The following is a 23,978-nucleotide window of genomic DNA, read 5'->3' on the forward strand; positions in this document are numbered from 1 at the left end:
AGATATTAGCTATTTTTAACTGCTATCACTTTTAACTGTGGTATGCTAGCTTTAAAACTTTATGAGGAGCTGGCTTATGTCCTTAAAAAAAGCACTGTCCAAATTTACTTGTGAGCCTAAAACCATATTACTTTTGTCATTTTTGCTCCCCTTTTTAATTGTAGGACTATATTTTATCACTAGTGGCGTCTTCCCCTTTGGTGACCAAACGCCCTATACCGTTGATTTAGGTCAGCAATATATTGACTTCTTTCGCTACTATCAAAATACCTTACGCGGCAGTTGGGACCAAATATTCTATAGCTTTCAAAAAGGTTATGGGGGAGAAATGGTTGGTACCTGGTCCTATTACTTGATGAGTCCATTTATGGTTCTCCTCCTTTTCTTTCCCCAAAATTTGCTAACAGTCGCTGTTACCCTGATTATCAGCCTTAAAATTGCCAGTATCAGCCTCACTTTCCAACTGATGCTGGGCCGACTCTTCAAGTCCTACCAGCTAACTAGTTTAGCTTTTTCACTAATCTATGGTCTGTGTGGCTTTGTTTCCGCCAACCATTTTAATCTAATGTGGCTGGATGGCCTAATATTTTTACCCCTAGTGGTCATGTACCTAGAGGAGCTACTGGCAGGCAGACGGGCCTGGCCCTATGTACTTAGCCTGGCTGCCTTAATTATTAGCAATTACTATATTGGCTACATGGTCTGCCTCTTTCTAATCCTATATTTCATTTATTATGTCAGCCGCTACCTGTCCCAGACTAATTTTTCCTGGCGACACTTGGGCCAACAAGCTGGTCGCTTTGCTGGCTACTCCCTCATAAGCGCCGGCTTAACGGCCTGGCTGCTGCTACCTACCTGGCAGGCCTTATCAGCTAGTAAGACAGCTAACACCCATATTGATTGGGATTTTTCGCTAGCTTATCCGCCAGCCCATCTCCTATCTAAATTGGTTATCGGTCCCTTTAACTTTGATCAGATGCCGGAGGGGCTGCCTAACATTTATATGGGCTCCCTTGCTATTATCGCCTTAGCCACCTACTTTACCAATCGTAAAATTGCTTGGATTGAACGACTAACAGCTTTGATTATTGTTAGTTTTCTACTACTCTCAATGAATCTCAAGGCACTCGACATGGTCTGGCACGGTTTTCAATATCCTATTTGGTACCCCTATCGCTTCTCTTTTGTGTTCGTCTTTATGGTAGCCCTACTCGGTTTTCGCAGTTTACTTTTAAAGCCCGCTATCACACCAAGATTTTTATTAATTATTGGTAGTTTGCTTGGTCTAGCTTTGACCTACCTAGCCTTTAATATCCAGGAATTTAGCTACCTACATTCCTGGGCCTTAATCCTGACGTGCTTAGCCTACCTCGCTTGTCTCTCGATATTTGCCCTGGCTAACCGCAACATGCAATTAGCTAGCCTAGCCCTTCTAGCCCTCACCACCGGTGAAATGGCTGCGAATACAGTGGCTAGTATGGACAGCATCTCTTATCTTAGTCACAGTGAAGTTTCTGCTTATATACAAGCCACTCAACCCCTGATAGACCAAGTGCAAGCCCAGGATCCACAACCCTTCTATCGCTTGCAAACTAGCATGGAAAGAACCAAAAATGATCCCATGCAATTAGCCTACTTTGGCCTTAGCCACTTTAACTCTACGCTAGAGCAAGCTAGCTTAGACTTCTTTGGCCAACTTGGCCAGCCCACAACCTCAGGGGCCTACGCCTATACTAACGGTAGTCTAATCATGGATGCCCTCTTTGGGCTGAAGTACCTGGCAAGACCCAATAGCCACGCCCATATAGAAATTATTAATCAAATAAACAGTCAACGCGCTGACCTAGCTAGCTATCCGCAAGTAGCCAAGGATAATCACTTTACCATCCAACAAAATCCAAATGCCCTAGGCCTAGTATATGCGGTACCCGCCGGTATTAAAGATTTTCAATTAACTAACCAGCCGATTATTAACCAGGACCAAATTTTAGATTTGATGATGGGACGTGCGGTTAACCAGACACCTGTCTACCAATTAAATAATTTTCAAGTGGCTAATTTTTCCCGATTACGTTTGGAAAATATTCGGTCCGATAACGATCAATTAGTAAATACTTTCTATCGCAGAAATCCCCAGCGCCAAGGCGAAGATTTATCTTATAAAATCCACTTGGATATTATCCCAGCCAGTGACCAGGCCTATTACCTGACCCTGCCTGGTGACTTGGACGAGGAGGATGTCGCCTACTATCTGAATGGTGAACCATTGGCTTATGAAAAATCTTACCAAACCACACAAGTTATTAATATTGCTAACGGGCAAAAAGGGGAACAAATTACTTTTACAATTGAAGTGCTCAAGGATACCATCCAACTTTCAGACCTCAACCTTTATAGTTTAGATGGTGACATAGTGAACGAGATGGCTAGTAAACTCTCTAGCCAGGCAATCCAAATTGGGCGCTTTAATAACCAGCAAATTAGTGGTCAGCTTAAAAATGATGCTAACCATCCCATTGGTCTAATGACCGTCCCCTATAGTGATGGCTGGACTATCAAAGACCATGGTCAAATTGTCGACAGCTTTCCTATTTTCGAGGGTGCCTGGCTTGGTTTTGACTTAAGCCAAGCTGGTGACCACCAATTGGAGATTTCATACTGGCCGCCTGGCTTAAATTTAGGCATAGCTATCTCTGTCCTATCCCTATTAATACTTCTTAGCCAGCTTTACCTAAGTAGAAGGAGCAATCATTAACTAAAAAAAAGCGCCTAAATTGGCGCTTTTTTTATAGCTGATTATTTAGCTGCTTGATAATTTTTATTAACTTGTTCCCAGTTAACTAAATTCCAAAAAGCTTTAACATAGTCAGCACGTACATTTTGATATTTCAAGTAGTAAGCATGCTCCCAAACATCTAAACCAATAATAGGTGTTTGGTCATTCATATATGGTGAATCTTGGTTAGGTGTTGAGGTAATTTCAAGTTCACCTTCAGCATTAACTACTAACCAAGCCCAGCCTGAACCGAAACGACCGGTTGCTGCTCCATTGAAGGCTTCTTGGAAGTCTGCAAAAGAACCGAATTTTGCTTCGATGGCTGCTTTAATTTCGCCTTCAGGTTGACCACCAGCATTTGGGGCTAATAGTTCCCAGAAGAAGGCATGATTCGCATGACCACCTACATTATTGCGGACAGCAGTTTGAATATCTGCTGGTACTTGGTCAAAATTACGCAGAATTTCTTCAGCCGATTTGTTATCTAAATCTGTACCTTCAATTGCTTTATTAGCATTAGTAACGTAAGTATTATGATGCTTATCATGATGAAGTTTCATTGTTTCTTCATCGATATAAGGTTCCAAAGCATCGTATGCATAAGGTAAATCTGGTAGGGTAAATGACATAGTAGCATCCTCCTTATTGTTAGTAATCTAAGCATACCAACTTAGGAGACCGATTTCAAAAATTATGCTTCAGACCAGCTATCTTTATATGCATCAGAATTCTGTTATAATTAATTGACATTAAATAAAGAAGGAGATTCTATGCATATTTTTACCCACTTTAAGCTTGCCTTAACAAACCTGACCACTGCTAGTAAGCAGGCCCCTTTTAAGTTAGGTCAGAACTTAGCCTACCTGGCTCTCCTAGCCCTAATCGGAGCGCTCCCATATTTTTTATAGCCAATCAAACCTACCAAATTCTTGATCAAAACGGGGAAGCAATTGCCGCAAAACTCCCTGAATTTTCAAGCCAGCAAGGTCAACTGTTAACCAGTGACCAAGCACAGCCCTATATTCAAAAAACTGACCTGTTAGTCCTAGCATATGACCCAGCAGACCAACTAACTATTGACCAAGTACCTAGTCGTAATCGGGTCCCCCAAGCTAAAATTCTAGTACAGTCTAAGCAGATACAAGTTGATATCATGGGCATCACCGCTGGCCAGGATTATGGTAGCTTGCCTTTTGAATTTAACAGCCACCACCTGGCTAGCTTGATTAGGGAAGCCACTCAAGCCCGCCTTAGCAACTACTTGCTGGTTTTTCTGAGTCTTTTTATTTTTGCCTACCTACGTTTCGCTTTAATTAGCTTTTTTACTAGTTTAATCGCAAAAATTTTACTAGCAGACCAAAAAAAGGCCTGGTCAGTGACCCTACTCGCAATGACTACACCCCTGTGCATTTTAAGCCTAATAAATTTATTTCTAGGTTTGCTTCCCTTTCAAGATGCCATCTTAATCGCTGTCACCCTATTTAGAGTTCGGCAGTTAAAAAATTTACGCCCATAACAAAAGGCTGTGATTACGTCACAGCCTTTTGTTATCATTTTTTTATTTTGCCCGACTCTTATATTCACCATCATGAGTGGTCACAATAATTTTTTCGCCGGTAGTAATAAAGTCAGGAACAGTAACAACTAAACCTGTTTCTAGGGTAGCTGGCTTACCTGAACCAGTTACGGTAGCACCCTTAATTGAAGGTTCAGTTTCAGTCACTTCTAAAGTAACAGTCGTTGGTAAATCTACCCCAATCACTTCAGAACCATAAAATTCAATAGCTAGTTCCATATTTTCCAAGATATATTTCATCTCATCAGCTACTTGTTCATGGGGAATTTCATATTGCTCGAAACTTTCTAAATCCATGAAAATTTCATTAGTACCATCATTATATAAATATTGAACAGGCTTGGTTTCAATAATTGCCTTTTCAAATTTTTCATCTGGACGGAAAGTGGTGTCATAGGTAGCACCAGAGCGTACATCACGGAGTTTCATCCGCATAACTGTGTTACCTTTACCTGGTTTGTGGTGGCTGGCTTCCAAAACTTTAATCAATTTACCGTCTTGGATAAAAGTATTGCCAGATCGTAAATCAACTGCTGAAATCATCAGATCGCTCCTCTATCATTAAAATACCTATCTATTATAACATAATATAGCTAAACTAGCAGAACTTATTCTGCCGTCACTGACCGGCCCATAATAATCGTTTCTCCGGGCTGGCCCTTAACTGCTAGCCCTTGGGGGGTACGGCCTAATTCGGTAAAATCAAATTTTTCATAAAGCCCTATGGCCCGTTTATTATCATGGAAGACTTCTAATTTTAAATAGGTCAAAACTGGATTTTCAATAGCCCAGTCTATCAAGTCGCCGATAAGAACACGGCTAATGCCAAAGCCCCAATAGGCCTGCTTGACGCAGATACCAATCTCACCAATATGCGCTAATTTAGCTTTGGCTTCAGCTCCTATACTGGCTACACCGATAATATCACCGCCTAGGCGGGCAATTAAGACACGGTTATTATCACTATCAGCAACTTGCTTTAAATAGCGCTGCTCCTGCTCTTGATTAAGACCGAGACCCTCTTCACCAAAGCTAAGATAATCTGTCTCTTGGCCCACATGCTGGTAAAATGCTAACAAATCTTTAGCATCCTTAGCTTGGCCATCTTCGATTGTTATTTCGATTTGCTCTTTACGCACACTTATTCTCCTGCCTTCTTAAAAATCCTTGCTAGTTGCTGACCCCGGGGGCCAACGCCCTCTAGTTCTAGTTGACGTTGGTCTTGGTCTAACTGTTTGATCGTTACCCACAGATAATTCAAGTCTAAGTCTTCTACAATATATTGGGGCCATTCAATGACGCAGACGCCATCACCGTCTAAGTATTCTTCCAGACCAATACCCTCACTACCAGTTTCAGCTAGCCGGTAAGCATCCATATGATATAGTGGCAACCGCCCCTCCTGGTATTCCCGGATAATTGTATAAGTAGGGCTCTTGATATGCTTCTTGATACCTAGGCCCTGGGCCAGGTACTGGGTAAAGGTGGTTTTTCCTGCTCCCAAGTCACCGGCCAAACAAATCACATCCCCCGGTTTTAAATACTGGGCAAGTTCTTGGGCCGTAGCCTGGGTAGCTGCTTCATTTTCCCATATCAATGACATAGTGACCTCCCTTATTTCCTAATAGTCAACCTGATTACGGGCCTTGTTATCGCGACGTTGCTGCCGCATTTTTTGCCGGCGCTGTTCTTGCGCCTTACGTCGTTGATGCTGACCGATTTCTTTTTTCAGTTTCTTGCGGTAACCTGGTTTAACCTTTTTCCGCTTATTTTTATCAATCATACCCTTAACCGTATGATCAATTTCATCCCGGTTGGCTGGTCGGTCCTGGCGCTGACGGTTAGATCGCGTTGGTTGCCATTCGCCCTGCTTGATGTCATAATCTTCAAAATGAATGCCCTTGCCTTCCAACCAGGCAATATCCTTTTGATGATCAGGCTCATACATGGTAATGGCCTGGCCAGGAAGTCCTTGGCGACCAGTCCGGCCCACGCGATGGATAAAGAATTCCAATTCACCAGGGATTTCATAATTAACCACATGGGAAACCCCCGGAATATCTATGCCACGAGCAGCTAAGTCACTCGCTACGACATATTGAAAGTCCAAATTATGTACCTGCTTCATCACCCGACGACGCTCACGGGCATCTAAATCACCGTGTATTTTAGCAATCTTTAAACCTCGGCCCAAGAGATATTGGTGGAGACTGTCAACAGTCTCAATTGTATTGGCAAAAATCAGCATGAGATAGGGCTGACCGACCTGAGTTACTTGGTAAAGCAAGTCTTTTTTATCCCTACCCCTAACCGCTAAGAGTATATTCTCAATGGTTGGTGAAATAACCTGTTCATTTGCCACTCTGATCCATTTAGGGTTAGCTAAATACTTACGTAAGAATGGTTTCAATTTTTCTGGTATAGTGGCTGAGAAAACATACATAGATAAGTCATTCGGCATATGACTAGCAATCTGGTCAACAGTCGTTAAAAAACCCATATCTAGGGTCATATCAGCCTCATCAACGACAAAATGGCTAACCTGGTGGACGGAAATAAGTTGCCGGTTAACTAAGTCCAGAATGCGGCCAGGCGTGCCAATGACGATTTGTGGCGTAGATGCTTCTAAGCGCTGGGCCTGGCGTTGGCCATCTGTGCCGCCGTAAGCACGCTCTACAAAAATATCCTCAGACGCGTAAGCTAAAAGCGATTTGGTCACTTGATAAAGTTGATCAGCCAACTCCCGACTCGGCGCTGTGATCAAAACTTGCGTCTCTGCTTGGTTAGTTAGCTGACTTAAGAGGGGAAGTAAAAAAGCTAAACTTTTGCCTGAACCAGTCTGGCTTTGGGCAACAACGGAATGGCCAGACAATATTTCTGGAATAACTTGGGCTTGAATATCAGTAGCTTGATAAAAATTCATATCTTTAAGGGCAGTCTGTAAATAGTCTGCCAAAGGGTAATCTGTAAATTGCATAGCAGCCTCCTTGTTATAATCACTTGACATTATAACATTTTATTGCTGGTCAATATATCCAATCGCCTAGCTTATTGTCAGAATTTTATAAAATAGGTATAATATAACAATAATTGAAAGGAGAAGTTAATATTGAAGCAAGCTAACCAACTTGATGCACTCTTTATTTTATTCGGTGCAACAGGCGACCTGGCCAAACGGATGCTCTACCCAGCCTTATTTAGACTCTACCTGCGCGGTATCTTAAAAGAACATTTCGCTATTATTGGTACAGCCCGCCGACCATGGGACAATGAGGTATTAAGAGAAGTTGTCTTTGAATCCGTCCAAAACGAGTGCGATGACCCTGAGACAATCAAAGATTTTGCTAGCCATTTCTATTATTTAGCCAATGATGCAACCAAAATTGAAAACTTCTCTGCTTTAAACCAGTTGATGGGCCAACTTAAACAAGCATACCAAATCGGAGACCGACATTTTTACTATTTATCTGTCTCACCAAGCCTCTTTGCTGATATTTCTAATAATTTGAAGAAAAGTGGTATTGTCGATCAACCGGGCATTCATCGTTTAATTTTGGAAAAACCCTTTGGTCACAACCAAGCGAGTGCCCTAGCCTTAAACCAAGACCTAAACATCTCCTTTAGTGAGGACCAAATTTATCGCATTGATCATTATCTTGGTAAGGAAACGGTTTTAAATATTCTGGCTAGCCGCTACTACAATCCATTTTTAGAAGCTATTTGGAACCGTGACCATATTAAAAATATCCAAGTTACCCTATCCGAGGATATGCCTGTGGGCAGCCGGGGCGGTTACTATGACCACAGTGGGGCTATTCGCGACATGTTCCAAAACCATATTTTACAAATTATCGCTCTTTTAGGAATGGACCTACCTCAAGAGCTCAAGCCACAGTCGATTCTAACTAATCGCCAGGCCTTCTTTAAATCGCTGTCCAGCCTATCCCCAGACCAGGTTGCTGATCAGATTGTACGCGGCCAGTATGGGGCAAATCCTGATTTAGGAATTCCTGACTACTTAGATGAGGATCAAGTGGCGGTTAACTCTGTGACAGAAACTTATATTGCTGGCCAACTTCTCTCTGACCTACCACGTTGGCAGGATGTGCCATTCTATTTTAGAACTGGTAAGGCCATGACCCAAAAATATACCACTGTTGACATTATTTTCAAAAGCCATCCTAGTCAGAGCGACCAACCTAATAGGTTGACCTTTTACATTAGTCCAGAACTTGGCGTCAGTTTACAAATCCAACAAAAAACTTATAGTGACCAAATGCTAACTGAGCCAGCCTGCTTACAAATGACCAAACCGGTCAGCGGTTATTTAGCAACGGCCTATGAGAAACTCATTCATGATGTCCTCAAGGGCGACCAGACAAACTTCACCTCCTTTGAGGAATTACTTGACCAGTGGCGGATTGTAGACCACATCACCGAAGCTTGGGAGACATTACCAGCACCTGATTTCCCTAACTATCAGGCTGGTAGTCTTGGCCCGCAAGCAGCTGATGACCTATTAGCAAGGAACAATGATTTTTGGATTAACCATCAATTCTCATAAAACAGTAAAAAGACTTAGCCTAGTAGGTATAAAATACTTACTTGAGCTAAGTCTTTTTTTATAAGGCATCACGACCTTGAATAAGTAATCGATATTCTTCTAAAGTCAACCCGTGTTGGGCCATAAACTGGGCATGGTCCAAACCGACATAGCGAAAATGCCAGGGTTCATAATTAATATGGGTCAGGCCCTCTTTGTTAGGTAAAAAACGCAGGATAAAACCATAATCCTGGGCATTAGCTGCCAGCCATTGGGCAGAGGGTTCCTGCTCATATGAAACCAAGAGATCATTGCCAGCGGCCACCCAGGCGCGATCAAAAAGATCAAAGGCGAGACCCGTAGCGTGTTCTGAGTACCCAGCAGGGGCCACATAGGCAGCTGTAGCTGCCACTGCCTCGTCATAGCTGTAACCACTAGCCAGATAACTATTAACTCGGCTATCAATATTAGCCGCCTGTTGGGCATTAGACCGGTAGGCAGAAATAGCCACCAAATCATGGCCATCAGCCCAGGCGCCAGCTAAGAGTTCCTGATAGGGACCGGTGATTCGCCCATCATACAGATGCCCCATTTCAGTATAGGCTAGCTGACCAAGTTGGTCATCGGCAATCGGTATTTCTGGATTAACCAGTTCTAAATCAGGATCATCTAAGCTAGCACTGGCAGGTAAAGCTGCAATCAAAGCCAGTATCTCTTTCTCTGTTAACGGCTGGCCATTTTTGTCGCTTACATCAGCTAGGGTTAAGCTCCCTTCACTAATACTTGTTAAATCAATTTTGGGGCTTGAAGTAGCTTGAGATGCCGCTAGCTGGTCGCTTTGACTGGTCTGACCAGCAGTGGTCGGCTCTTGACCTTGGCATGCAGCCAAAGTGAAACTAGCCAGCAAGCTAAGAATAAATACTTTTTTCATATATAAGCCTCTTTATTTGTCAGACTGGCTGACAGCTACTAATTCTTTAACAATTGCTAATTTTTCTTGGTCACTATAAGCATTTGCACCAGCAGCCTTTTCGTGACCACCACCGTCATGGTTCATAGCAATGGTATTAATAACCGGACCTTTAGATCGGATACGGCACCGCCAATGACCAGCTGGCTGCTCAACAAAAGTGACCCAAGCCCGGACACCGGCAATCGATCCCGGTGTTTGCACGACATGATAGGTTTCTGATTCAGATAAGCCGATTGTTTTCAGGCAATCCTGACTGATTGATACCCAAGCTACTGCGCCCGTATCATCAATTTCTAAGTGGCCTAAAACATAGGCTAAAAGTTGGGCCTGGGCCAAGCTTTGGGTATTGGCAGCCTGCATTAATTCGGTGGCCGGAAAATCATAGGCACGTAATTGGCCAGCAATCTTCATGGTTTCTGGACTGGTGTTATCATAAAGAAATCGTCCCGTATCCCCTACTATACCCAGGAAAAAATACTGGGCAGCCTGGTCAGTCATCTGCAGCTGACCCTGACTAGCTAATACAAAACTGGCAATTAATTCACTAGCTGATGACACTTGATCATCTACCCACTGCCAGTCCCCGTAAACATCATGGTTGGGATGGTGGTCGATTTTAATAACTTTTTGCCCTGTTTGATAACGTTGGTCATCAATGCGCGGTGTGTTGGCCGTATCTGTAACAATGACCAAGGCTTCTTGATAAACTTGATCGCTTATCTGGTCCATATCTTCAAAACCAACAATGTGATGATCATTTTCCCCCACTGCATAAATTTCCTTCTCTGGGAAACTAGCTTGAAGCACCTGCTTTAAGCCCAACTGGGAACCCAACGCATCCGGATCAGGACGTAGATGACGGTGAATAATGATAGTGGCGTGGTTTTTAATATCTGTCAGTAATTGATTTAACATAAGTCCTCCTAATTTTCAAAAATATTAGCAGTCATAATTGCTTTGGCTAGGAGCTCTTGTCCGTGCCAGACCTTAACTTCAGCTGTTAAGCTACGACGAGTCAGTTCTAGTTCTTCGATGACAAAATCAATGGTATTTTGACTACCTAAGGCTTGTAAAAAATAGAGTGAAACAGTTTTAACAACAACTAGCTTATTATAGGTCTCAGACATATACTTGTGCAGAACACGCTGGGCCGTTGCCGATAAGATACCTGAAGAAAAGACACCGAACTGGTCTGTCATCGTGACATTAGTTGTAAAGCGATAACGGTGCGTTTTACTAACTTGACTAGATGATACTTGTTTGAGATTTTCATCTAAAAGGTGCTCTATCTGACCCTCATTTTCATTATTAAATTGGCTGTACTGCAAGGTCTGCAAAACATCTTGCCGCGACAAAATTCCTAGTAATTGATTTTGGTCGTCAACTACTGGTAAAATCTCTAATCCATCCACTAACATTCTTTGCGTGACGCTAGCTACACTCATTTGCGTCTTGGCAACTACTGGTGCTGGGGTCATAACTTTAGCAATTTTAGTCGCCTGATCATGGTCCAAGAGGTCTTTAGCCGTAACCATACCTAGTAGTTGGTGATTGTGGTTTACCACTGGAAAACGGGTATGGCCTGTTTCTAGATTTAAGCGCCGATAGTCAACAATCTTATGATCATCATAAATATAGGAAGTTTTATCAAAAGGAATATAAATATCCTCGACGACTAAAATTTCGCGTTGAATAGATCGTTCAATTAAGGCCTTGTTAATTATAGTCGCCGTTGCATAAGTATCAAATGAGGCTGTCATAACGGTAATTTGGCGCTCATTAGCCAAATCAATAATTTCCTTGGAGGGTTTAAAGCCCCCAGTAATCAAAACCGCGACACCCTGGTCGAGCGCAATACGCTGGATTTCTTCGCGGTTACCAACGATTAATAACGAATCCACAGCCAGATACTGGCGGACATCATCAGCTTCCATAGCCCCAATAATAAACTTTTGCACTTTTTTATTCAGACCTTGGGCACCGCCATATATGCGACAATCAGTTAAGCGACTTACCTCTTCTATCGTTAAGTGACTCAACTTTCTATTCGCAACTGGCTCAATCCTAACTGTCCCTACCCGTTCAACCGTCTTGACCAGCTGGCGGTTTTCGGCCTCCTTGATGGCTCGGTAGGCAGTACCGTCTGATACCTTTAAGTCCTTGGCAATCGACCGAACTGATATTTTGCTGTCGATAGGTAAATCTTCAATATAACGTAATATCTGTTCATGTTTGGTCGCCATTAGCCTTCTCCTCTTCCATATAAGTTATCCAGGGGTAGTTTAATATGCTCATATTCACGCGTCAGCAGTTGGCTCAAGCCAACTCCTAATAAGCGGACCCCTGCTTGCACCTGACCATGACTTTGCCAGAGTTCCCTGGCATAAAAGTTAATATCCTGACCCTGGCTGATTGCCTCCCGCAGCTGGGTTTGCCGGGTCATCGTAGTAAAATCAGCGTAGCGCATTTTTAGCGTTAAAACCCGCCCTTTTAGGTTCTTTTTAGCGAGACTATCAGCTACTTGATTAGACAACTGGTAAATAATCTGGTCGACCTCATCTTCATGGTAGACAAAGGGATAGAGGGTACGCTCCTTACTAACAGATTTAGGCTGACGGCTGGTTTTGACTGGTCGATTATCGACCCCCCGCACCCGTTCATAAAGGGCTAGACCCGCCTTACCAAAATATCGGATACAGTCTTCCTGGCTTAAAGCCTTGAGGTCTGCCCCCTTATAAATATCCAAATCATGCATTTTTTCTGCTAAACGGCTGCCCACACCATAAAACTCGTCAATCGGTAGTTGGTCTAAAAAAGCTAGCGCTCGTTTGGGCGTAATGACCGTCAAACCAAAGGGTTTCTTATAATCTGAGGCCAATTTAGCGATAAATTTATTGTAAGAAACGCCAATACTGCAGGTGAGATTAAGCTCACGGTAGATAGCTAACTGGATATCTTGGGCAACTTGGGTAGCGTAAGGAATAGCTTTTTTATTATCAGTCACGTCAAGAAAAGCTTCATCTATAGACAGGGGCTCAATCACATCAGTATAGCGAGAAAATATAGCCCGAACCTGTTGAGAGATCTGGCGGTAATAATCATGGCGCCCTGGTACAAAGATAGCTTGGGGGCATAGCCGGTAAGCTTCAGCTGCACTCATGGCAGAGTGAATACCATATTTACGTGCCTCGTAAGAACAGGTCGCCACGACCCCCTTGCCAGCATTTTGCTTGGGGTGGCGGGCAATCACAACCGGTTTGCCCCGCATGTCTACATTGTCTCTTTGTTCTATGGCTGCATAAAAGGCGTCCATATCTACATGTAAAATTTTACGTGAACCATCAATTTCTGGCTCTTTAAACTGCAAGATGCCAATCGTACGCACCTTAACACATCCTTAGTCGATAATATTAACAAAAATTTGTTTAGCCACCTTACTGACTATCCGGTATTCTTGACCCGCTTGGTCCACTAATTGATAGGTTTCACTATAGGGATCGATTTCCGCCAATAAATAGGTCTGGTTTAACTTAAGTTGGCTCCGCTCAATATAGGCTAAGAGCTCTTTTTCATCAACTACCCGGCGCAATTCAAGCTTACTACCAGCTGGAACTTGGGCCAAGGCAAGCTTGGCTTCCGGCTCACTCTTACCGTCCTTATTGGGAATAGCACCACCATGGGGACAGTAGGCGGGGTAGTCTAAATAAGCCTCTAAGCGATCAATAAATTGAGGAGAGGCCATGTGCTCTAATTTTTCAGCCTCTTCATGGACCTCATCTAGGGAGTAATTTAATTTTTCATAGAGAAACACTTCCCACAAGCGGTGCAAGCGCAAAACTTGCAGGGCAAATAATCTACCCTGGTCAGTTAACATGACCCCTTGGTAAGGTGTATAGGCTATTAGCTCTTCCGCCTGAAGACGGTTTAACATTTCTGTAACCGAAGCAGCTGATACATCTAAAACCTGACGAATGGCTTTATTAGCGATTTTTTTATCACTGCCTCCCAGTTCTAAAATCGTCTTCATATAATCATCGCGACTAATGGACATCCAAAAACCTCCCTCGTTTTTTCTTTTAACTTTATTATACACTACTCCAGTCCTAGCTAGTCTAAGAATATCCTCAGAAAGAAAAAGGCCGGACTCCCCCGTCCAGCCTCATAAAATTACCTTTACAAGTGCAGTGATAACATCTTACTAGCCACTAACACCTGAAAACTTATAATAATTTACTAATGTCGATTTCATCTAAGGGTAACACATCGTAAACAGTTACCTGCAGCCTTTCATAATCAAAATAGTGGTTCGCATCAAGCTGCCTAACTGCCTTAACCTGTTGACTTAGCTTTTCCGGGACCTGGCGCTTCCAGGCAAAATTTAGAAAATAAGTTGCAATATCATCGCTAGAAATTTCTCTATATCCCTGTCTAGCAAACTCACGGGCCTTACTTTTAAATACCGGCTTCAGCATTAGTAAGTTCAGTTTAGGAATAGTCATAAGCAATCCTCACCAATTTACTTCAGTCTACTCTTCTTCGGGTTTAGCCTCTTCTGCTAATTCTGCTTCTTTGGCATCATTAGTAATGGCATCATTAGCTGCCTCAGTTTGGAAGGGGTCACCCTTCTCGGTACGAGCAATGGCACGTCGATCAAAAACTAAAACAATCCCTTCGCAATCAAGAGTAATCGTGTTGTTTACCTCATCAATTTCCGCAATAATGCCATGCAAACCACCGATGGTAACAGCATGGTCTCCAACCGCTTGAGAATTAATTAATTCTTGCTGCTGCTCTTGACGTTTTTTATTGGGGCGAATCAGCATAAAGTACACTAATAACCCCATAAAGATAATGTAAATTAATAGGCCGGTACCACCGCCACTAAAAGCTAGTGTGTTCATAGATAAAATGCTCCTTTCTGAATCTTCTCATATATTTTAGCATATCCTGATTTTTTATTAAGTCATCCGCTTAAAAATTCTTGGGATTAGCTTGGTTTAAGCCATAAGCTTCAAAAAAGTCTTCCTTGAATTCCAATAACTGATCATTACGGATGGCTTCTCTAACTTGCTTCATCAAGTTAATTAAGAAATGTAAGTTATGAATCGAAGTCAAACGCAGACCGAAAGTCTCATCAGCCTTAAAGAGATGACGCACATAGGCCCGGCTAAAGTTGCGGCAAGTATAGCAATCACATTGATCATCAATAGGGCCAAAATCACGCGCAAATTTAGCGTTCTTAACAACAAGACGGCCACGGCTAGTCATACAAGTCCCATTGCGGGCAATCCGCGTCGGTAAGACACAGTCGAACATATCTACCCCACGAATGGCACCTTCAATCAAGGCATCCGGACTACCGACGCCCATTAGATAACGCGGTTTATCGCTTGGCATCACCGGGGTCAGATAATCTAAAACTTCGTACATTTCTTGTTTACTTTCACCAACGGATAAACCGCCAATAGAATAACCAGGGAAATCTAACGAGATAAGGTCATGAGCGTGTTGCAGGCGAAGGTCCTTATAGCCGGCCCCTTGAATAATCCCAAACAAGGCCTGGTCATCCGGACGCTGGTGAGCCTTCAAGCCCCGCTCTGCCCACCGTGTTGTTCGGTTAATTGAATCCTTGACATAGTCATAAGAATGGTTAAAATCTGGGCATTCATCAAACGACATAATGATATCTGCCCCTAGGTTATTTTCAATTTGAATAGCTTCCTCAGGACCCAAGAATAACTTAGATCCGTCCAAATGGCTCTTAAAGTAAACACCCTCTTCTTTAATTGTCCGACTATCAGACAGGGAGAAGACTTGGAAGCCGCCCGAATCCGTTAAGATAGGCTTGTGCCAGTTCATGAATTGGTGGAGGCCACCAGCTTCCTTAACTAAATCATCGCCTGGTCTTAGCCATAAATGATAGGTGTTGGATAAGATAATCTGGGCTTCCATAGCGGTTAATTCTTCAGGCGACACACTTTTAACTGTTGCCAGGGTGCCGACAGGCATAAAGATTGGGGTTTCAATCTTGCCATGGGGGGTCTCTATTTCACCTAGTCGCGCGCCCGTGTATTTATCTTGGTGGATTAAAGTATATTTTAATGCCGGAGATGACATGGTTAGCTCCTTTACATAAATCTTTGGTAACTTAACAATTTTATCACGAAAACTAAGTAGTGACAAGTTTCTTCCTATTGCTAGGAAGGGTGTGAGACTCGGCCGTAATGGCAGCAAAAATGAGAGAGGCTGCGGTTTGAACCACAGCCTCTCCCATTTGCTAATCTGTCAACAATTGTAAATCTGCTTTTAGACCGGCTAAGACATCATTAACCTGGTCAGCTTGATAGGCTGCTTCCAAGGCGACAGGCAAGTCAGCTGGCACCTGATTCAAGATAGCTTTCAGGGGCACATCACCCGCTTGTAAACCAAACAGGGTCGTTAAGCTCGCTTTTTCTACCTGTTTTAGATGCATATAAGCCGTTTGGTCCTTTAAGCGGTTCCAAGCAGCCAAAGGATTTTCATCAATATAAAGGAAATTCCCAACGTCAAAGCAGGTAGCCAAACCTATAAAACCGTAGTTAATCATAAAATCGTGGAAATATTCAGTTGAGCCAGTGGCCTGGGTCTGATCATTTTCTACCACTAGCTTAATCTCATAATTTTTAACCAATTCTTGGATACGGTCAATTTCAGGGCCTACCATTTCCTCGAAGTAGAGACCTAGATTTAATTTGATTTGACTGGCGCCAACAGCTTGTCCCAACTTAAAATAATTTTCAATCTGGTCATTCAGTCGACCATCTAAGAATAATTTATCTGGAATAGAGAGAAATATAGCTAAATCAGCTGCTTGACCTGCTTGGGCCAAGGCTTGATAATCTTCATCTGCCGCAAAATACTCCGACCGATACTCAATCGCTGAAAAATTAAAGTCAGCTAGTAATCCTGGAATATCTGCCTGCTTCAGGCTGCCCGCCCGCAACAATTGGTCAAAGGCGATTGTATTCAATACCCATTTTGTCATGTTATTTTTCTCCTCTTATGGGCCGAGTCCTAGCTTGTTTAGCCAAGGGTGGGCCTAATATTTCATAATGTAACATTGCTTGTCTTAGCTTCATATTTGAATCAGCGCGATATTTGCTAGATGCTGGTTTTTGAATCTGCACATCAGTCCTCTGGTCTCCAGCAAAAGTCTGGGCCAGGGCTTGGTCTAGGTAGCTGGTGAACTGGTCGACATCTTCTGCAACTGATAAATCATGGTCAAGACCTTCATTAGCAGCAGCGACAGAGGCCGCTGCTAAGTCTGCATCTAATACCCGGTCGTCATCCATGATAATAGGTCCTTCAACTACTTGGTCTAAATTATCACTGAGACTATCTGCTTGATAAGTATCCTTACCAGCTGGCCGGTGCCTAGCTTGTTTATCTAAGCTAGTCACTAGCGCAGCGACTAGGATATTTAAACCAATAATTGCCAGCCAAAACATCATAACAATCATGCGTCCTCACCTGGTTTAGGCTCGTGGGCCAAACTTTCCCGCATACTGGTATCAGCTTCGATATTCTTTAGATTATAGTAGTCGGCCGCCCCCATATGGCCTGCTTCTAAAGCCTTAGCCAGGGCTAGCGGCACCTTGGACTGGGCTTCAACAACTTTGGCCCTCATTTCCTGGGTGCGGGCAATGTTTTCCTGTTCCTGAGCGACAGCCATGGCACGACGCTCCTCAGCTTTAGCCTGGGCAATCCGCTTGTCAGCCTCGGCCTGCTCTGCTTGTAGTTTGGCACCGATATTACGACCAACATCTACATCCGCGATATCAATCGAGAGAATTTCAAATGCAGTCCCCGCATCAAGTCCCTTACGTAGAATGGTCTGAGAAATTGAGTCCGGATTTTCTAAAACAATGGTGTGGGACTGGGCTGATCCGACAGTAGTCACAATCCCTTCACCAACCCGGGCGATAATGGTCTGCTCACCAGCGCCCCCAACTAAACGTTCGATGTTAGCACGAACAGTTACCTTGGCCTTAGCCTTGACTTCGATCCCATTAATAGCCACCCCGGCAATAACTGGGGTTTCAATAACCTTGGGATTAACTGATACTTGGACCGCTTCGAACACATTCCGACCAGCTAAATCAATAGCGGCAGCTTGTTCAAATTCCAGGTCAATATTGGCACGTTGGGCAGCGATTAAGGCATCTACAACCATATTAATATCCCCACCAGCCAAATAATGGGCCTCTAAATCATTTATATTGAGATCCAGTCCAGCCTTAGTAGCCTTAATCATGGGTTGGATAATCTTACCCGGGCTGACCCGTCGCAAGCGCATACCAATTAGGGTGCCAATAGAAACAGGTACCCCTGAGAAGTAGGCGGTTACCCAGAGGCCAACGGGTACGAAAACTAAGAAGGTAATAATTAATATCACTAAAATAATCAAACTAATAATCAATGCCATTAATGGTCTCCCCTTACTATAAGTTGTCCATTTTCAATTGCAATAATGATGACTCTTTGGCCAGTTACCAACATATCTGCCTGACTTCTAGCTTCCAGCACCTGACCATCAGCTAAGATAATTTTACCCACCGGCCTTAAATCTGAATAAACTTGAGCTTGACAGCCAAGTAATGATTTCAGCTCGTTTTGCTCAGCCATTTTTGCTTGGGCTTGACCCAAACTATGCTTTAAAACCAAGCGGTTAGTAATCGGCAGACGGTAACCTAATTTGACCAGTATATAAAAGGTCAATACAGCAACCAAACTTGCCACCATTAGGTCAAAGCTAGCCGCCTGCCAACTTGGTGTCACAGCCTGCAAGGCTAAAAAGATTAGCAAGCCACCGGCTAGGGCTAGTAAGCCTAGGGTTGGTAATAAGAGCTCAGCAAAAACTAGCAAAATGCCGCCCGCAAATTGTAAGAGCGTAAACCACTGACCTTGGCCAATTAGGTAAAAGTAAGCCAGTAAACTAGCCAGTGAGACTAGACCTGCAGGCAACCAATACTTGGTCATTAGTGCAACCAACAGGCTAGCAATAGCGACAATAATTAAGCAAGTCTGTAAAATAGGCCATCACTCCCATTACTTGTTTAACTATATTATAGCATGGATGTAAGCCTTTTATTTTAAAAGACCATAAAAAGTTAGCGGCATGAGCGCTGATTCTCTACACTTTCACACCGAGTTAGGGTAGTGAATTTGAACTTTATGATAGTCCAGGAGGTCTGGGCGCTTTGCTCTACCCCTTCTCGCCGAATTAGGGTAGTGAATCCGAACCTTATAATAGTCTAGGAAATATGGACGATTTCCTCTACCCCTTCTCGCTGAATTAGGGTAGTGAATTTTAGAAAAAGTCATATCTGGATTCGCCATTGATTAGCCCCTAGCTTATTAGTGAAGATAAAGAGCTCTAACAAAAATAAGCCCAAGCAAGTGTGTTTTACTTGCCTGGGCTTATTTTTTATATTGCTATCAATCTCAATTTACTTAAACTCTTCCTAGTTAATAATTAGTTTAACTGTTTGAATTCTAATTCTTTACTGTCTGGATTTAAGCTCACTTCTACATGGTCACCTTCGGAAATGGTGCCAGCGATAATGGCGCGGGCAATTGGGGTTTCAATCCGGTTAATGATGAAACGACTTAATGGCCGGGCACCAAATTGTGGCTCGTAAGCTGTCTCAGCAATCCACTCAATTAGGTCATCAGTGTAGTCTAACTGCATATTTTGATCAGCCAGACGACGATTTAATTGAGCCATCATCTTGCGAACAATACCTGTCATATTATCTAGACTTAATGGGCTAAAGATAATGGTGTCGTCAATTCGGTTGAGGAATTCTGGTCTAAAGTGAGCTTGAAGGCGGTCTACCACTTGATTTCTAGTCTCTTGATTGATTTCACCATCTTCATCAATACCATCTAACAAGAGGTCAGACCCAATATTAGAAGTTAAAATCAAGATAGTATTCTTAAAGTCAACCACCCGACCTTGTGAATCGGTCAAACGGCCATCATCCAAGAGTTGTAAGAGGATATTAAAGACATCTGGATGGGCTTTTTCTACCTCATCGAGCAAGATAACCGTGTAAGGGTTGCGGCGGACAGCCTCAGTTAATTGACCGCCCTCTTCGTAGCCCACATATCCTGGAGGGGCCCCCACTAAACGAGACACGGCATGTTTTTCCATGTACTCAGACATATCGAGCCGGACCATATTATCTTCAGAATCAAACATGGCTTCGGCTAGGGCCTTGGCTAATTCAGTTTTACCAACCCCGGTTGGTCCAAGGAAGAGGAAGGAACCAATTGGTTTATTAGGGTCTTGGATACCAGCCCGTGAACGTAAAACCGCATTGGTCACACTTTCTACCGCTTCATCCTGGCCAATTACCCGTTCATGAAGGATATTATCCAAGTTGAGCAGTTTTTCCCGTTCAGACTCTACTAGACGGTTAACTGGGATACCAGTTTGACGAGCCACCACTTCAGCAATCATGTCAGCAGTCACTGATTCTTGTACCAAGGAATCAGCCTGGTCGGTCTTATCATAATAATCCGCCTCTAATTGGCTCACTTCAGCCTCTAATTGGGGAATCGTACCATGTTTTAAGACGGCTGCTTTTTCTAGGTCATAGTTACTTTCAGCTTGGTCCAAGTCATGCTTAGCCTGGTCGAGTTCCTTACGCTTATCGTTAATTAGGTTAAGGCCATTTTTTTCAAGTTCCCACTGCATTTGCAATTGGTTGGTCCGTTCCCTAACCTCCGCTAATTCTTGGCGCAAGTCAGCTAGCCGGTCTTTAGAAGCTTGATCATCTTCTTCTTTTAGAGCCTGCTCTTCAATTTCTAATTGAATTAAGCGACGTCTCTCCATATCAAGTTCAGTCGGCATCGAATTCATCTCTACCCGAATTTCAGCACTAGCCTCATCGACTAAGTCAATCGCTTTATCTGGTAAGAAACGATCAGTAATGTAGCGGTCTGATAATTCCGCAGCTGCGACTAGGGCTTGGTCATGGATATTGACCTTGTGGTGGATTTCAAAGCGCTCTTTGAGCCCCCGCAAGATTGAAATTGTATCATCAACAGTTGGTTCCTTAACCAATACCCGTTGGAAACGGCGTTCCAAGGCCTTGTCTTTTTCCATATATTCCCGATATTCATCTAAGGTTGTGGCACCAATACAGTGCAATTCACCCCGAGCCAACATTGGTTTAAGCATATTGCCGGCATCCATGGCGCCTTCAGTTTTACCAGCACCAACAATCATATGGATTTCATCAATGAAGAGTATGATTTGACCGTCAGATTTTTTTACCTCTGATAAAACGGCCTTCAAACGTTCTTCAAATTCACCCCGGTACTTAGCACCAGAAATTAAAGATCCCATATCTAGGGAGAAAATAGTCTTATCTTTTAAGTTATCTGGCACGTCACCCTTAACAATCCGTTGGGCTAAACCTTCAACGATGGCTGTTTTACCAACCCCAGGTTCCCCAATTAGGACCGGATTATTTTTGGTTTTACGCGATAAAATCCGAATCACATCACGAATTTCTTCGTCACGGCCAATAATCGGGTCCATTTCACCTGTTTTAACCTGTTCGGTTAAGTCAACCCCGTACTTGGTCAGGGCATCATAAGTTTCTTCTTGTGTTTTACTAGTCACACGATCACCCTTTCTTAAATCTTCAATCTTGGCTGCCACCTGACCTTGATTTAGGCCTTGGCCTTGTAACCACTTGGTGATTTCAGCATAGTTAAGGTCAAAAATCGCATAGAGAATCATTTCCGTTGCCAGATACTCATCTCCCAGTTTCTCGGCTTGGGCTTGGGCCTTTTGAATCAGCTCTAAAAGTCCACGTGAGAGACTCTGACCGTATTGAATGTTATCACCAACTACGCTAGGTAGTTTGTCAATTTCATTTTCAAGTTCATTTTGCATCTTGTCCATGTCAATACCTAGGTCACTATAAAAGTTATAAGCAAACTGACCTGGTTGGACAAGGGCTAAAAAGAGGTGGGCGATGCTAATTTCTTGATGGTGGCGTGTCATGGCAATTTGTTGCGCATTAGCCACTGCTTCTTGTAAGGTTGTTGTCATTTCCATGTTTGGCATCTTATCTTCACTCCTTTATATATCTATTATAAACCATTGGTCAGAAAAGGTCAATATATATCTGACTAATTTTGACTTTTAATTTTCAATCTCTCCAATCTAATGATTTAATTCGGACCACTTGCCTTGATCAGTCAAACCAAGCCAACGAATTTGGTCATATGGAATATAAGCCGCCATAAAAAAGATGCCAGATTGATCAGCCTCCCCACTAAAGGGGCCTTTGATAAGGTCCAGGTAACGGCCATACTGGTCGCGCCCATATAATTGCATGACTAGGGTCTGGTGGCCACGACTGGCCTTTTGCAAGATCTGGTCAATCTCCTGCCTGGTCATTGCCGGCATAACTTGAGGGTCCTTGGCCGCCTCTCTAGCATTGATGTTTATACCTTGGACCAATTCATCCATAGCAAAGGCTGTCCCCCACTTTAAATAAAAGGGTCGGTCATGGTAATCGTTGTATTCAATAAAGATTTTACCAGTTCGCCTAACCATATTGGCTCCCCTCAATCCCGGCCATTCCACCAGCGTGACCGCCAACCAGGCTAGAGCGGGCAATAGCCCGGCCACCGGCACTTAGGGAACTGGCCCTGACCAAGGCCGTAAAGCCATACTTGTAGCGTACTTTATCAACAATTAGATCCAGGTCTTGATTTTTGGCTTGCCTTTCTAGGTCTTCAAAGAGGTTGACCTGGTAACCAGTATCAGGACTTAAATGGCTAGCTGTTACACCTACTTGACGAATCGACACAGCCTGATAAATATCAGCTAACATATTCAGCACTTCCTTTTTTAAGTGGCGGCTCTGGTTACTAGCCAGTATACGACGCCTTTGTTTGAGTCCCCGGCCCTGTCCTTGGTAGGCTAAAGAGAAGCCAAGATAAAGACTAAGGGCACCCGCTTTTAGTCCAGCCCGCCTGAGGCGACTAGCAACCTGGTCAGCCATTTCGCCAACAACTACTGCTAACTCATCGTAATCATTATAATCACGCGGTAAAATTTGACTATTTCCTAACGAGGGAGTTTTAACCTGGTATGGCTGGCCAATAAAGCTACGATCAATCCCCCAGGCATGGGCATAGAGTTGACCGCCCACAATACCTAGTTTGTCACGCAACATATAATAAGAGTTATGGGCCAAGTCATAAATATTATTAATCCCCATTCCTTGTAAGCTTTTAGCTGTCCGCCGCCCAATCCCCCAAAAATCAGTCATATCCTTAATTTGCCAAAGGGTATCTGGTACATCTTCGTAACGCCATTCAGCCCGCATCGACTGTTGGTGCTTGGCCGCATTATCCAAGGCCAATTTAGCTAAGAGAGGATTATCACCGATACCAACTGTCACCCTTAAACCTAATTCATCTTTAATTTTTGCTTGAATTTTCGCAGCCATCTCATCAGCGGTCTTAGCCCCAAATAAATGACGAGTATTGGTCACATCTAAAAAACTCTCATCCACACTATAGACATGGTGGTTGTCCTCATCGACAAAACCTTTATAAATACGATTAACCGCCTGGTTTTCTGCCATATAAAAGCGCATGCGTGGTGGCACAGTCATTAAACTAGCTGGATAGGGATAAGGCAGGTCACGGGCCCTAGAAATATTAGAAATTTGATAGTTGGCTTTAGCCTGAGGAGAAGCCGCCATAATCAAGCCTGACCCCCTGCCCTGGTCTCCACCTTGCGGATAGGACATGACGACCAGATCCGCAGCCATAGGATCCCAGCCCCGGGCCACTGATTCTGTCGATGCATAAAATGACTTACAATCAATACACAGGATATCCCGACTAGGCTCCCGGTTATAATCAAAAATCGGATTGTCAGCAAAAGCCATCCAACCACCTCCCCCCTCTATAATAGAACATATGTTCTATTAAGGTCAAATCCCTTTTATAAATTACTAATAGATCTGCAAATCTATCAATAAAAAACAGCCAGGACTATCTAGTTTGATAAGTCCTAGCTGTTGCTAGCTTA

General features: G+C 43.3%; 23 protein-coding genes. 3 read left to right on the plus strand and 20 right to left on the minus strand.

What is annotated here, in order from left to right:
* Positions 1-76 precede the first annotated feature (76 nt).
* Complete coding sequence (locus AWM75_RS02440; RefSeq protein ID WP_067977809.1) at positions 77-2,755, plus strand: YfhO family protein; 2,679 nt, start codon at positions 77-79, stop codon at positions 2,753-2,755.
* 41 nt (positions 2,756-2,796) lie between these two features.
* Here the strand turns inward: AWM75_RS02440 and AWM75_RS02445 are convergent, their stop codons facing one another.
* A complete protein-coding gene (locus AWM75_RS02445; RefSeq protein ID WP_067977811.1) occupies positions 2,797-3,405 on the minus strand; it encodes a superoxide dismutase in 609 nt (202 codons plus the stop codon).
* Between the two features lie 320 nt (positions 3,406-3,725).
* On the opposite strand from AWM75_RS02445, the gene AWM75_RS08545 reads away from it, so the two are divergent.
* Positions 3,726-4,292, plus strand: coding sequence for a DUF1189 family protein (locus AWM75_RS08545; RefSeq protein WP_234946630.1), 567 nt, complete (start codon positions 3,726-3,728; stop codon positions 4,290-4,292).
* 42 nt (positions 4,293-4,334) lie between these two features.
* Here AWM75_RS08545 and efp read toward each other — a convergent pair whose 3' ends face one another.
* The 4 genes from efp to AWM75_RS02470 all read right to left on the minus strand — a co-directional run bounded on the left by efp (position 4,335) and on the right by AWM75_RS02470 (position 7,329).
* A complete protein-coding gene (efp, locus tag AWM75_RS02455) occupies positions 4,335-4,895 on the minus strand; it encodes an elongation factor P (RefSeq protein WP_067977815.1) in 561 nt (186 codons plus the stop codon).
* A gap of 65 nt (positions 4,896-4,960) precedes the next feature.
* The gene (locus AWM75_RS02460; RefSeq protein ID WP_067977817.1) at positions 4,961-5,491 is read right to left on the minus strand and encodes a GNAT family N-acetyltransferase; all 531 of its coding nucleotides are present in this window, start codon (positions 5,489-5,491) and stop codon (positions 4,961-4,963) included.
* Between the two features lie 2 nt (positions 5,492-5,493).
* A complete protein-coding gene (gene tsaE, locus AWM75_RS02465; protein ID WP_067977819.1) occupies positions 5,494-5,955 on the minus strand; it encodes a tRNA (adenosine(37)-N6)-threonylcarbamoyltransferase complex ATPase subunit type 1 TsaE in 462 nt (153 codons plus the stop codon).
* A gap of 18 nt (positions 5,956-5,973) precedes the next feature.
* Entirely contained in the window at positions 5,974-7,329 is a 1,356-nt protein-coding gene (locus AWM75_RS02470) for a DEAD/DEAH box helicase (RefSeq protein ID WP_067977821.1), read from the minus strand.
* A 132-nt stretch (positions 7,330-7,461) separates the two neighbouring features.
* On the opposite strand from AWM75_RS02470, the gene zwf reads away from it, so the two are divergent.
* Positions 7,462-8,916, plus strand: coding sequence for a glucose-6-phosphate dehydrogenase (zwf, locus tag AWM75_RS02475; protein ID WP_067977823.1), 1,455 nt, complete (start codon positions 7,462-7,464; stop codon positions 8,914-8,916).
* 58 nt (positions 8,917-8,974) lie between these two features.
* On the opposite strand, the gene AWM75_RS02480 is transcribed toward zwf, so the two are convergent.
* From AWM75_RS02480 to AWM75_RS02550, 15 genes are all read right to left on the minus strand, one after another.
* On the minus strand, positions 8,975-9,826 hold the full coding sequence (locus AWM75_RS02480; RefSeq protein ID WP_067977826.1) for a M15 family metallopeptidase: 852 nt from the start codon (positions 9,824-9,826) through the stop codon (positions 8,975-8,977).
* A gap of 12 nt (positions 9,827-9,838) precedes the next feature.
* On the minus strand, positions 9,839-10,783 hold the full coding sequence (locus tag AWM75_RS02485; protein WP_067977828.1) for a DHH family phosphoesterase: 945 nt from the start codon (positions 10,781-10,783) through the stop codon (positions 9,839-9,841).
* Between the two features lie 8 nt (positions 10,784-10,791).
* The gene (locus AWM75_RS02490) at positions 10,792-12,111 is read right to left on the minus strand and encodes a DRTGG domain-containing protein (protein WP_067977831.1); all 1,320 of its coding nucleotides are present in this window, start codon (positions 12,109-12,111) and stop codon (positions 10,792-10,794) included.
* Positions 12,111-13,253: a DNA polymerase IV gene (gene dinB, locus AWM75_RS02495; RefSeq protein ID WP_067977832.1), complete on the minus strand. Its 1,143-nt coding sequence runs from the start codon at positions 13,251-13,253 to the stop codon at positions 12,111-12,113. Before dinB ends, AWM75_RS02490 begins: the two co-directional genes overlap by 1 nt.
* A 12-nt stretch (positions 13,254-13,265) precedes the next feature.
* Positions 13,266-13,919 (minus strand): metal-dependent transcriptional regulator, encoded by a 654-nt coding sequence (locus AWM75_RS02500; protein WP_067977834.1) that lies wholly within the window; start codon positions 13,917-13,919, stop codon positions 13,266-13,268.
* Between the two features lie 169 nt (positions 13,920-14,088).
* On the minus strand, positions 14,089-14,340 hold the full coding sequence (locus AWM75_RS02505; RefSeq protein WP_235585067.1) for a post-transcriptional regulator: 252 nt from the start codon (positions 14,338-14,340) through the stop codon (positions 14,089-14,091).
* A 54-nt stretch (positions 14,341-14,394) separates the two neighbouring features.
* Positions 14,395-14,769, minus strand: a complete 375-nt coding sequence (gene yajC, locus AWM75_RS02510) for a preprotein translocase subunit YajC (RefSeq protein ID WP_067977839.1) — start codon at positions 14,767-14,769, stop codon at positions 14,395-14,397.
* A 70-nt stretch (positions 14,770-14,839) separates the two neighbouring features.
* Entirely contained in the window at positions 14,840-15,985 is a 1,146-nt protein-coding gene (tgt, locus tag AWM75_RS02515) for a tRNA guanosine(34) transglycosylase Tgt (protein ID WP_067977841.1), read from the minus strand.
* Between the two features lie 160 nt (positions 15,986-16,145).
* Positions 16,146-16,892: a sugar phosphate isomerase/epimerase family protein gene (locus tag AWM75_RS02520; protein WP_067977843.1), complete on the minus strand. Its 747-nt coding sequence runs from the start codon at positions 16,890-16,892 to the stop codon at positions 16,146-16,148.
* A gap of 1 nt (position 16,893) precedes the next feature.
* Positions 16,894-17,367, minus strand: a complete 474-nt coding sequence (locus tag AWM75_RS02525; protein WP_067977845.1) for a hypothetical protein — start codon at positions 17,365-17,367, stop codon at positions 16,894-16,896.
* The gene (floA, locus tag AWM75_RS02530; RefSeq protein ID WP_067977847.1) at positions 17,364-18,332 is read right to left on the minus strand and encodes a flotillin-like protein FloA; all 969 of its coding nucleotides are present in this window, start codon (positions 18,330-18,332) and stop codon (positions 17,364-17,366) included. The genes AWM75_RS02525 and floA overlap by 4 nt, the downstream gene beginning before the upstream one ends.
* On the minus strand, positions 18,332-18,886 hold the full coding sequence (locus AWM75_RS02535) for an NfeD family protein (RefSeq protein ID WP_067977850.1): 555 nt from the start codon (positions 18,884-18,886) through the stop codon (positions 18,332-18,334). Before AWM75_RS02535 ends, floA begins: the two co-directional genes overlap by 1 nt.
* A gap of 496 nt (positions 18,887-19,382) precedes the next feature.
* The gene (gene clpB / locus AWM75_RS02540) at positions 19,383-21,992 is read right to left on the minus strand and encodes an ATP-dependent chaperone ClpB (RefSeq protein ID WP_067977852.1); all 2,610 of its coding nucleotides are present in this window, start codon (positions 21,990-21,992) and stop codon (positions 19,383-19,385) included.
* A 99-nt stretch (positions 21,993-22,091) separates the two neighbouring features.
* On the minus strand, positions 22,092-22,487 hold the full coding sequence (locus AWM75_RS02545) for a hypothetical protein (protein WP_067977855.1): 396 nt from the start codon (positions 22,485-22,487) through the stop codon (positions 22,092-22,094).
* Positions 22,480-23,835, minus strand: a complete 1,356-nt coding sequence (locus tag AWM75_RS02550; RefSeq protein WP_067977857.1) for a Y-family DNA polymerase — start codon at positions 23,833-23,835, stop codon at positions 22,480-22,482. Before AWM75_RS02550 ends, AWM75_RS02545 begins: the two co-directional genes overlap by 8 nt.
* Positions 23,836-23,978: the final 143 nt, after the last annotated feature.

It is taken from the genome of Aerococcus urinaehominis (assembly GCF_001543245.1).
GTDB lineage: Bacteria > Bacillota > Bacilli > Lactobacillales > Aerococcaceae > Aerococcus > Aerococcus urinaehominis.

Excerpts from the sequence above, each read along its gene's own strand:
- AWM75_RS02545 (WP_067977855.1), bottom strand. The coding sequence starts at position 22,487 with ATGGTTAGGCGAACTGGTAAAATCTTTATTGAATACAACGATTACCAT.
- floA (WP_067977847.1), bottom strand. The coding sequence starts at position 18,332 with ATGGCATTGATTATTAGTTTGATTATTTTAGTGATATTAATTATTACC.
- AWM75_RS02535 (WP_067977850.1), bottom strand. The coding sequence starts at position 18,886 with ATGACCAAGTATTGGTTGCCTGCAGGTCTAGTCTCACTGGCTAGTTTA.
- AWM75_RS02470 (WP_067977821.1), bottom strand. The coding sequence starts at position 7,329 with ATGCAATTTACAGATTACCCTTTGGCAGACTATTTACAGACTGCCCTT.
- tsaE (WP_067977819.1), bottom strand. The coding sequence starts at position 5,955 with ATGTCATTGATATGGGAAAATGAAGCAGCTACCCAGGCTACGGCCCAA.
- efp (WP_067977815.1), bottom strand. The coding sequence starts at position 4,895 with ATGATTTCAGCAGTTGATTTACGATCTGGCAATACTTTTATCCAAGAC.
- AWM75_RS02550 (WP_067977857.1), bottom strand. The coding sequence starts at position 23,835 with ATGGCTTTTGCTGACAATCCGATTTTTGATTATAACCGGGAGCCTAGT.
- tgt (WP_067977841.1), bottom strand. The coding sequence starts at position 15,985 with ATGTCATCTCCGGCATTAAAATATACTTTAATCCACCAAGATAAATAC.
- AWM75_RS02480 (WP_067977826.1), bottom strand. The coding sequence starts at position 9,826 with ATGAAAAAAGTATTTATTCTTAGCTTGCTGGCTAGTTTCACTTTGGCT.
- AWM75_RS02520 (WP_067977843.1), bottom strand. The coding sequence starts at position 16,892 with ATGACAAAATGGGTATTGAATACAATCGCCTTTGACCAATTGTTGCGG.
- clpB (WP_067977852.1), bottom strand. The coding sequence starts at position 21,992 with ATGCCAAACATGGAAATGACAACAACCTTACAAGAAGCAGTGGCTAAT.
- AWM75_RS02485 (WP_067977828.1), bottom strand. The coding sequence starts at position 10,783 with ATGTTAAATCAATTACTGACAGATATTAAAAACCACGCCACTATCATT.
- AWM75_RS02500 (WP_067977834.1), bottom strand. The coding sequence starts at position 13,919 with ATGTCCATTAGTCGCGATGATTATATGAAGACGATTTTAGAACTGGGA.
- AWM75_RS02525 (WP_067977845.1), bottom strand. The coding sequence starts at position 17,367 with ATGATTGTTATGATGTTTTGGCTGGCAATTATTGGTTTAAATATCCTA.
- AWM75_RS02445 (WP_067977811.1), bottom strand. The coding sequence starts at position 3,405 with ATGTCATTTACCCTACCAGATTTACCTTATGCATACGATGCTTTGGAA.
- AWM75_RS02440 (WP_067977809.1), top strand. The coding sequence starts at position 77 with ATGTCCTTAAAAAAAGCACTGTCCAAATTTACTTGTGAGCCTAAAACC.
- AWM75_RS02505 (WP_235585067.1), bottom strand. The coding sequence starts at position 14,340 with ATGCTGAAGCCGGTATTTAAAAGTAAGGCCCGTGAGTTTGCTAGACAG.
- AWM75_RS02490 (WP_067977831.1), bottom strand. The coding sequence starts at position 12,111 with ATGGCGACCAAACATGAACAGATATTACGTTATATTGAAGATTTACCT.
- yajC (WP_067977839.1), bottom strand. The coding sequence starts at position 14,769 with ATGAACACACTAGCTTTTAGTGGCGGTGGTACCGGCCTATTAATTTAC.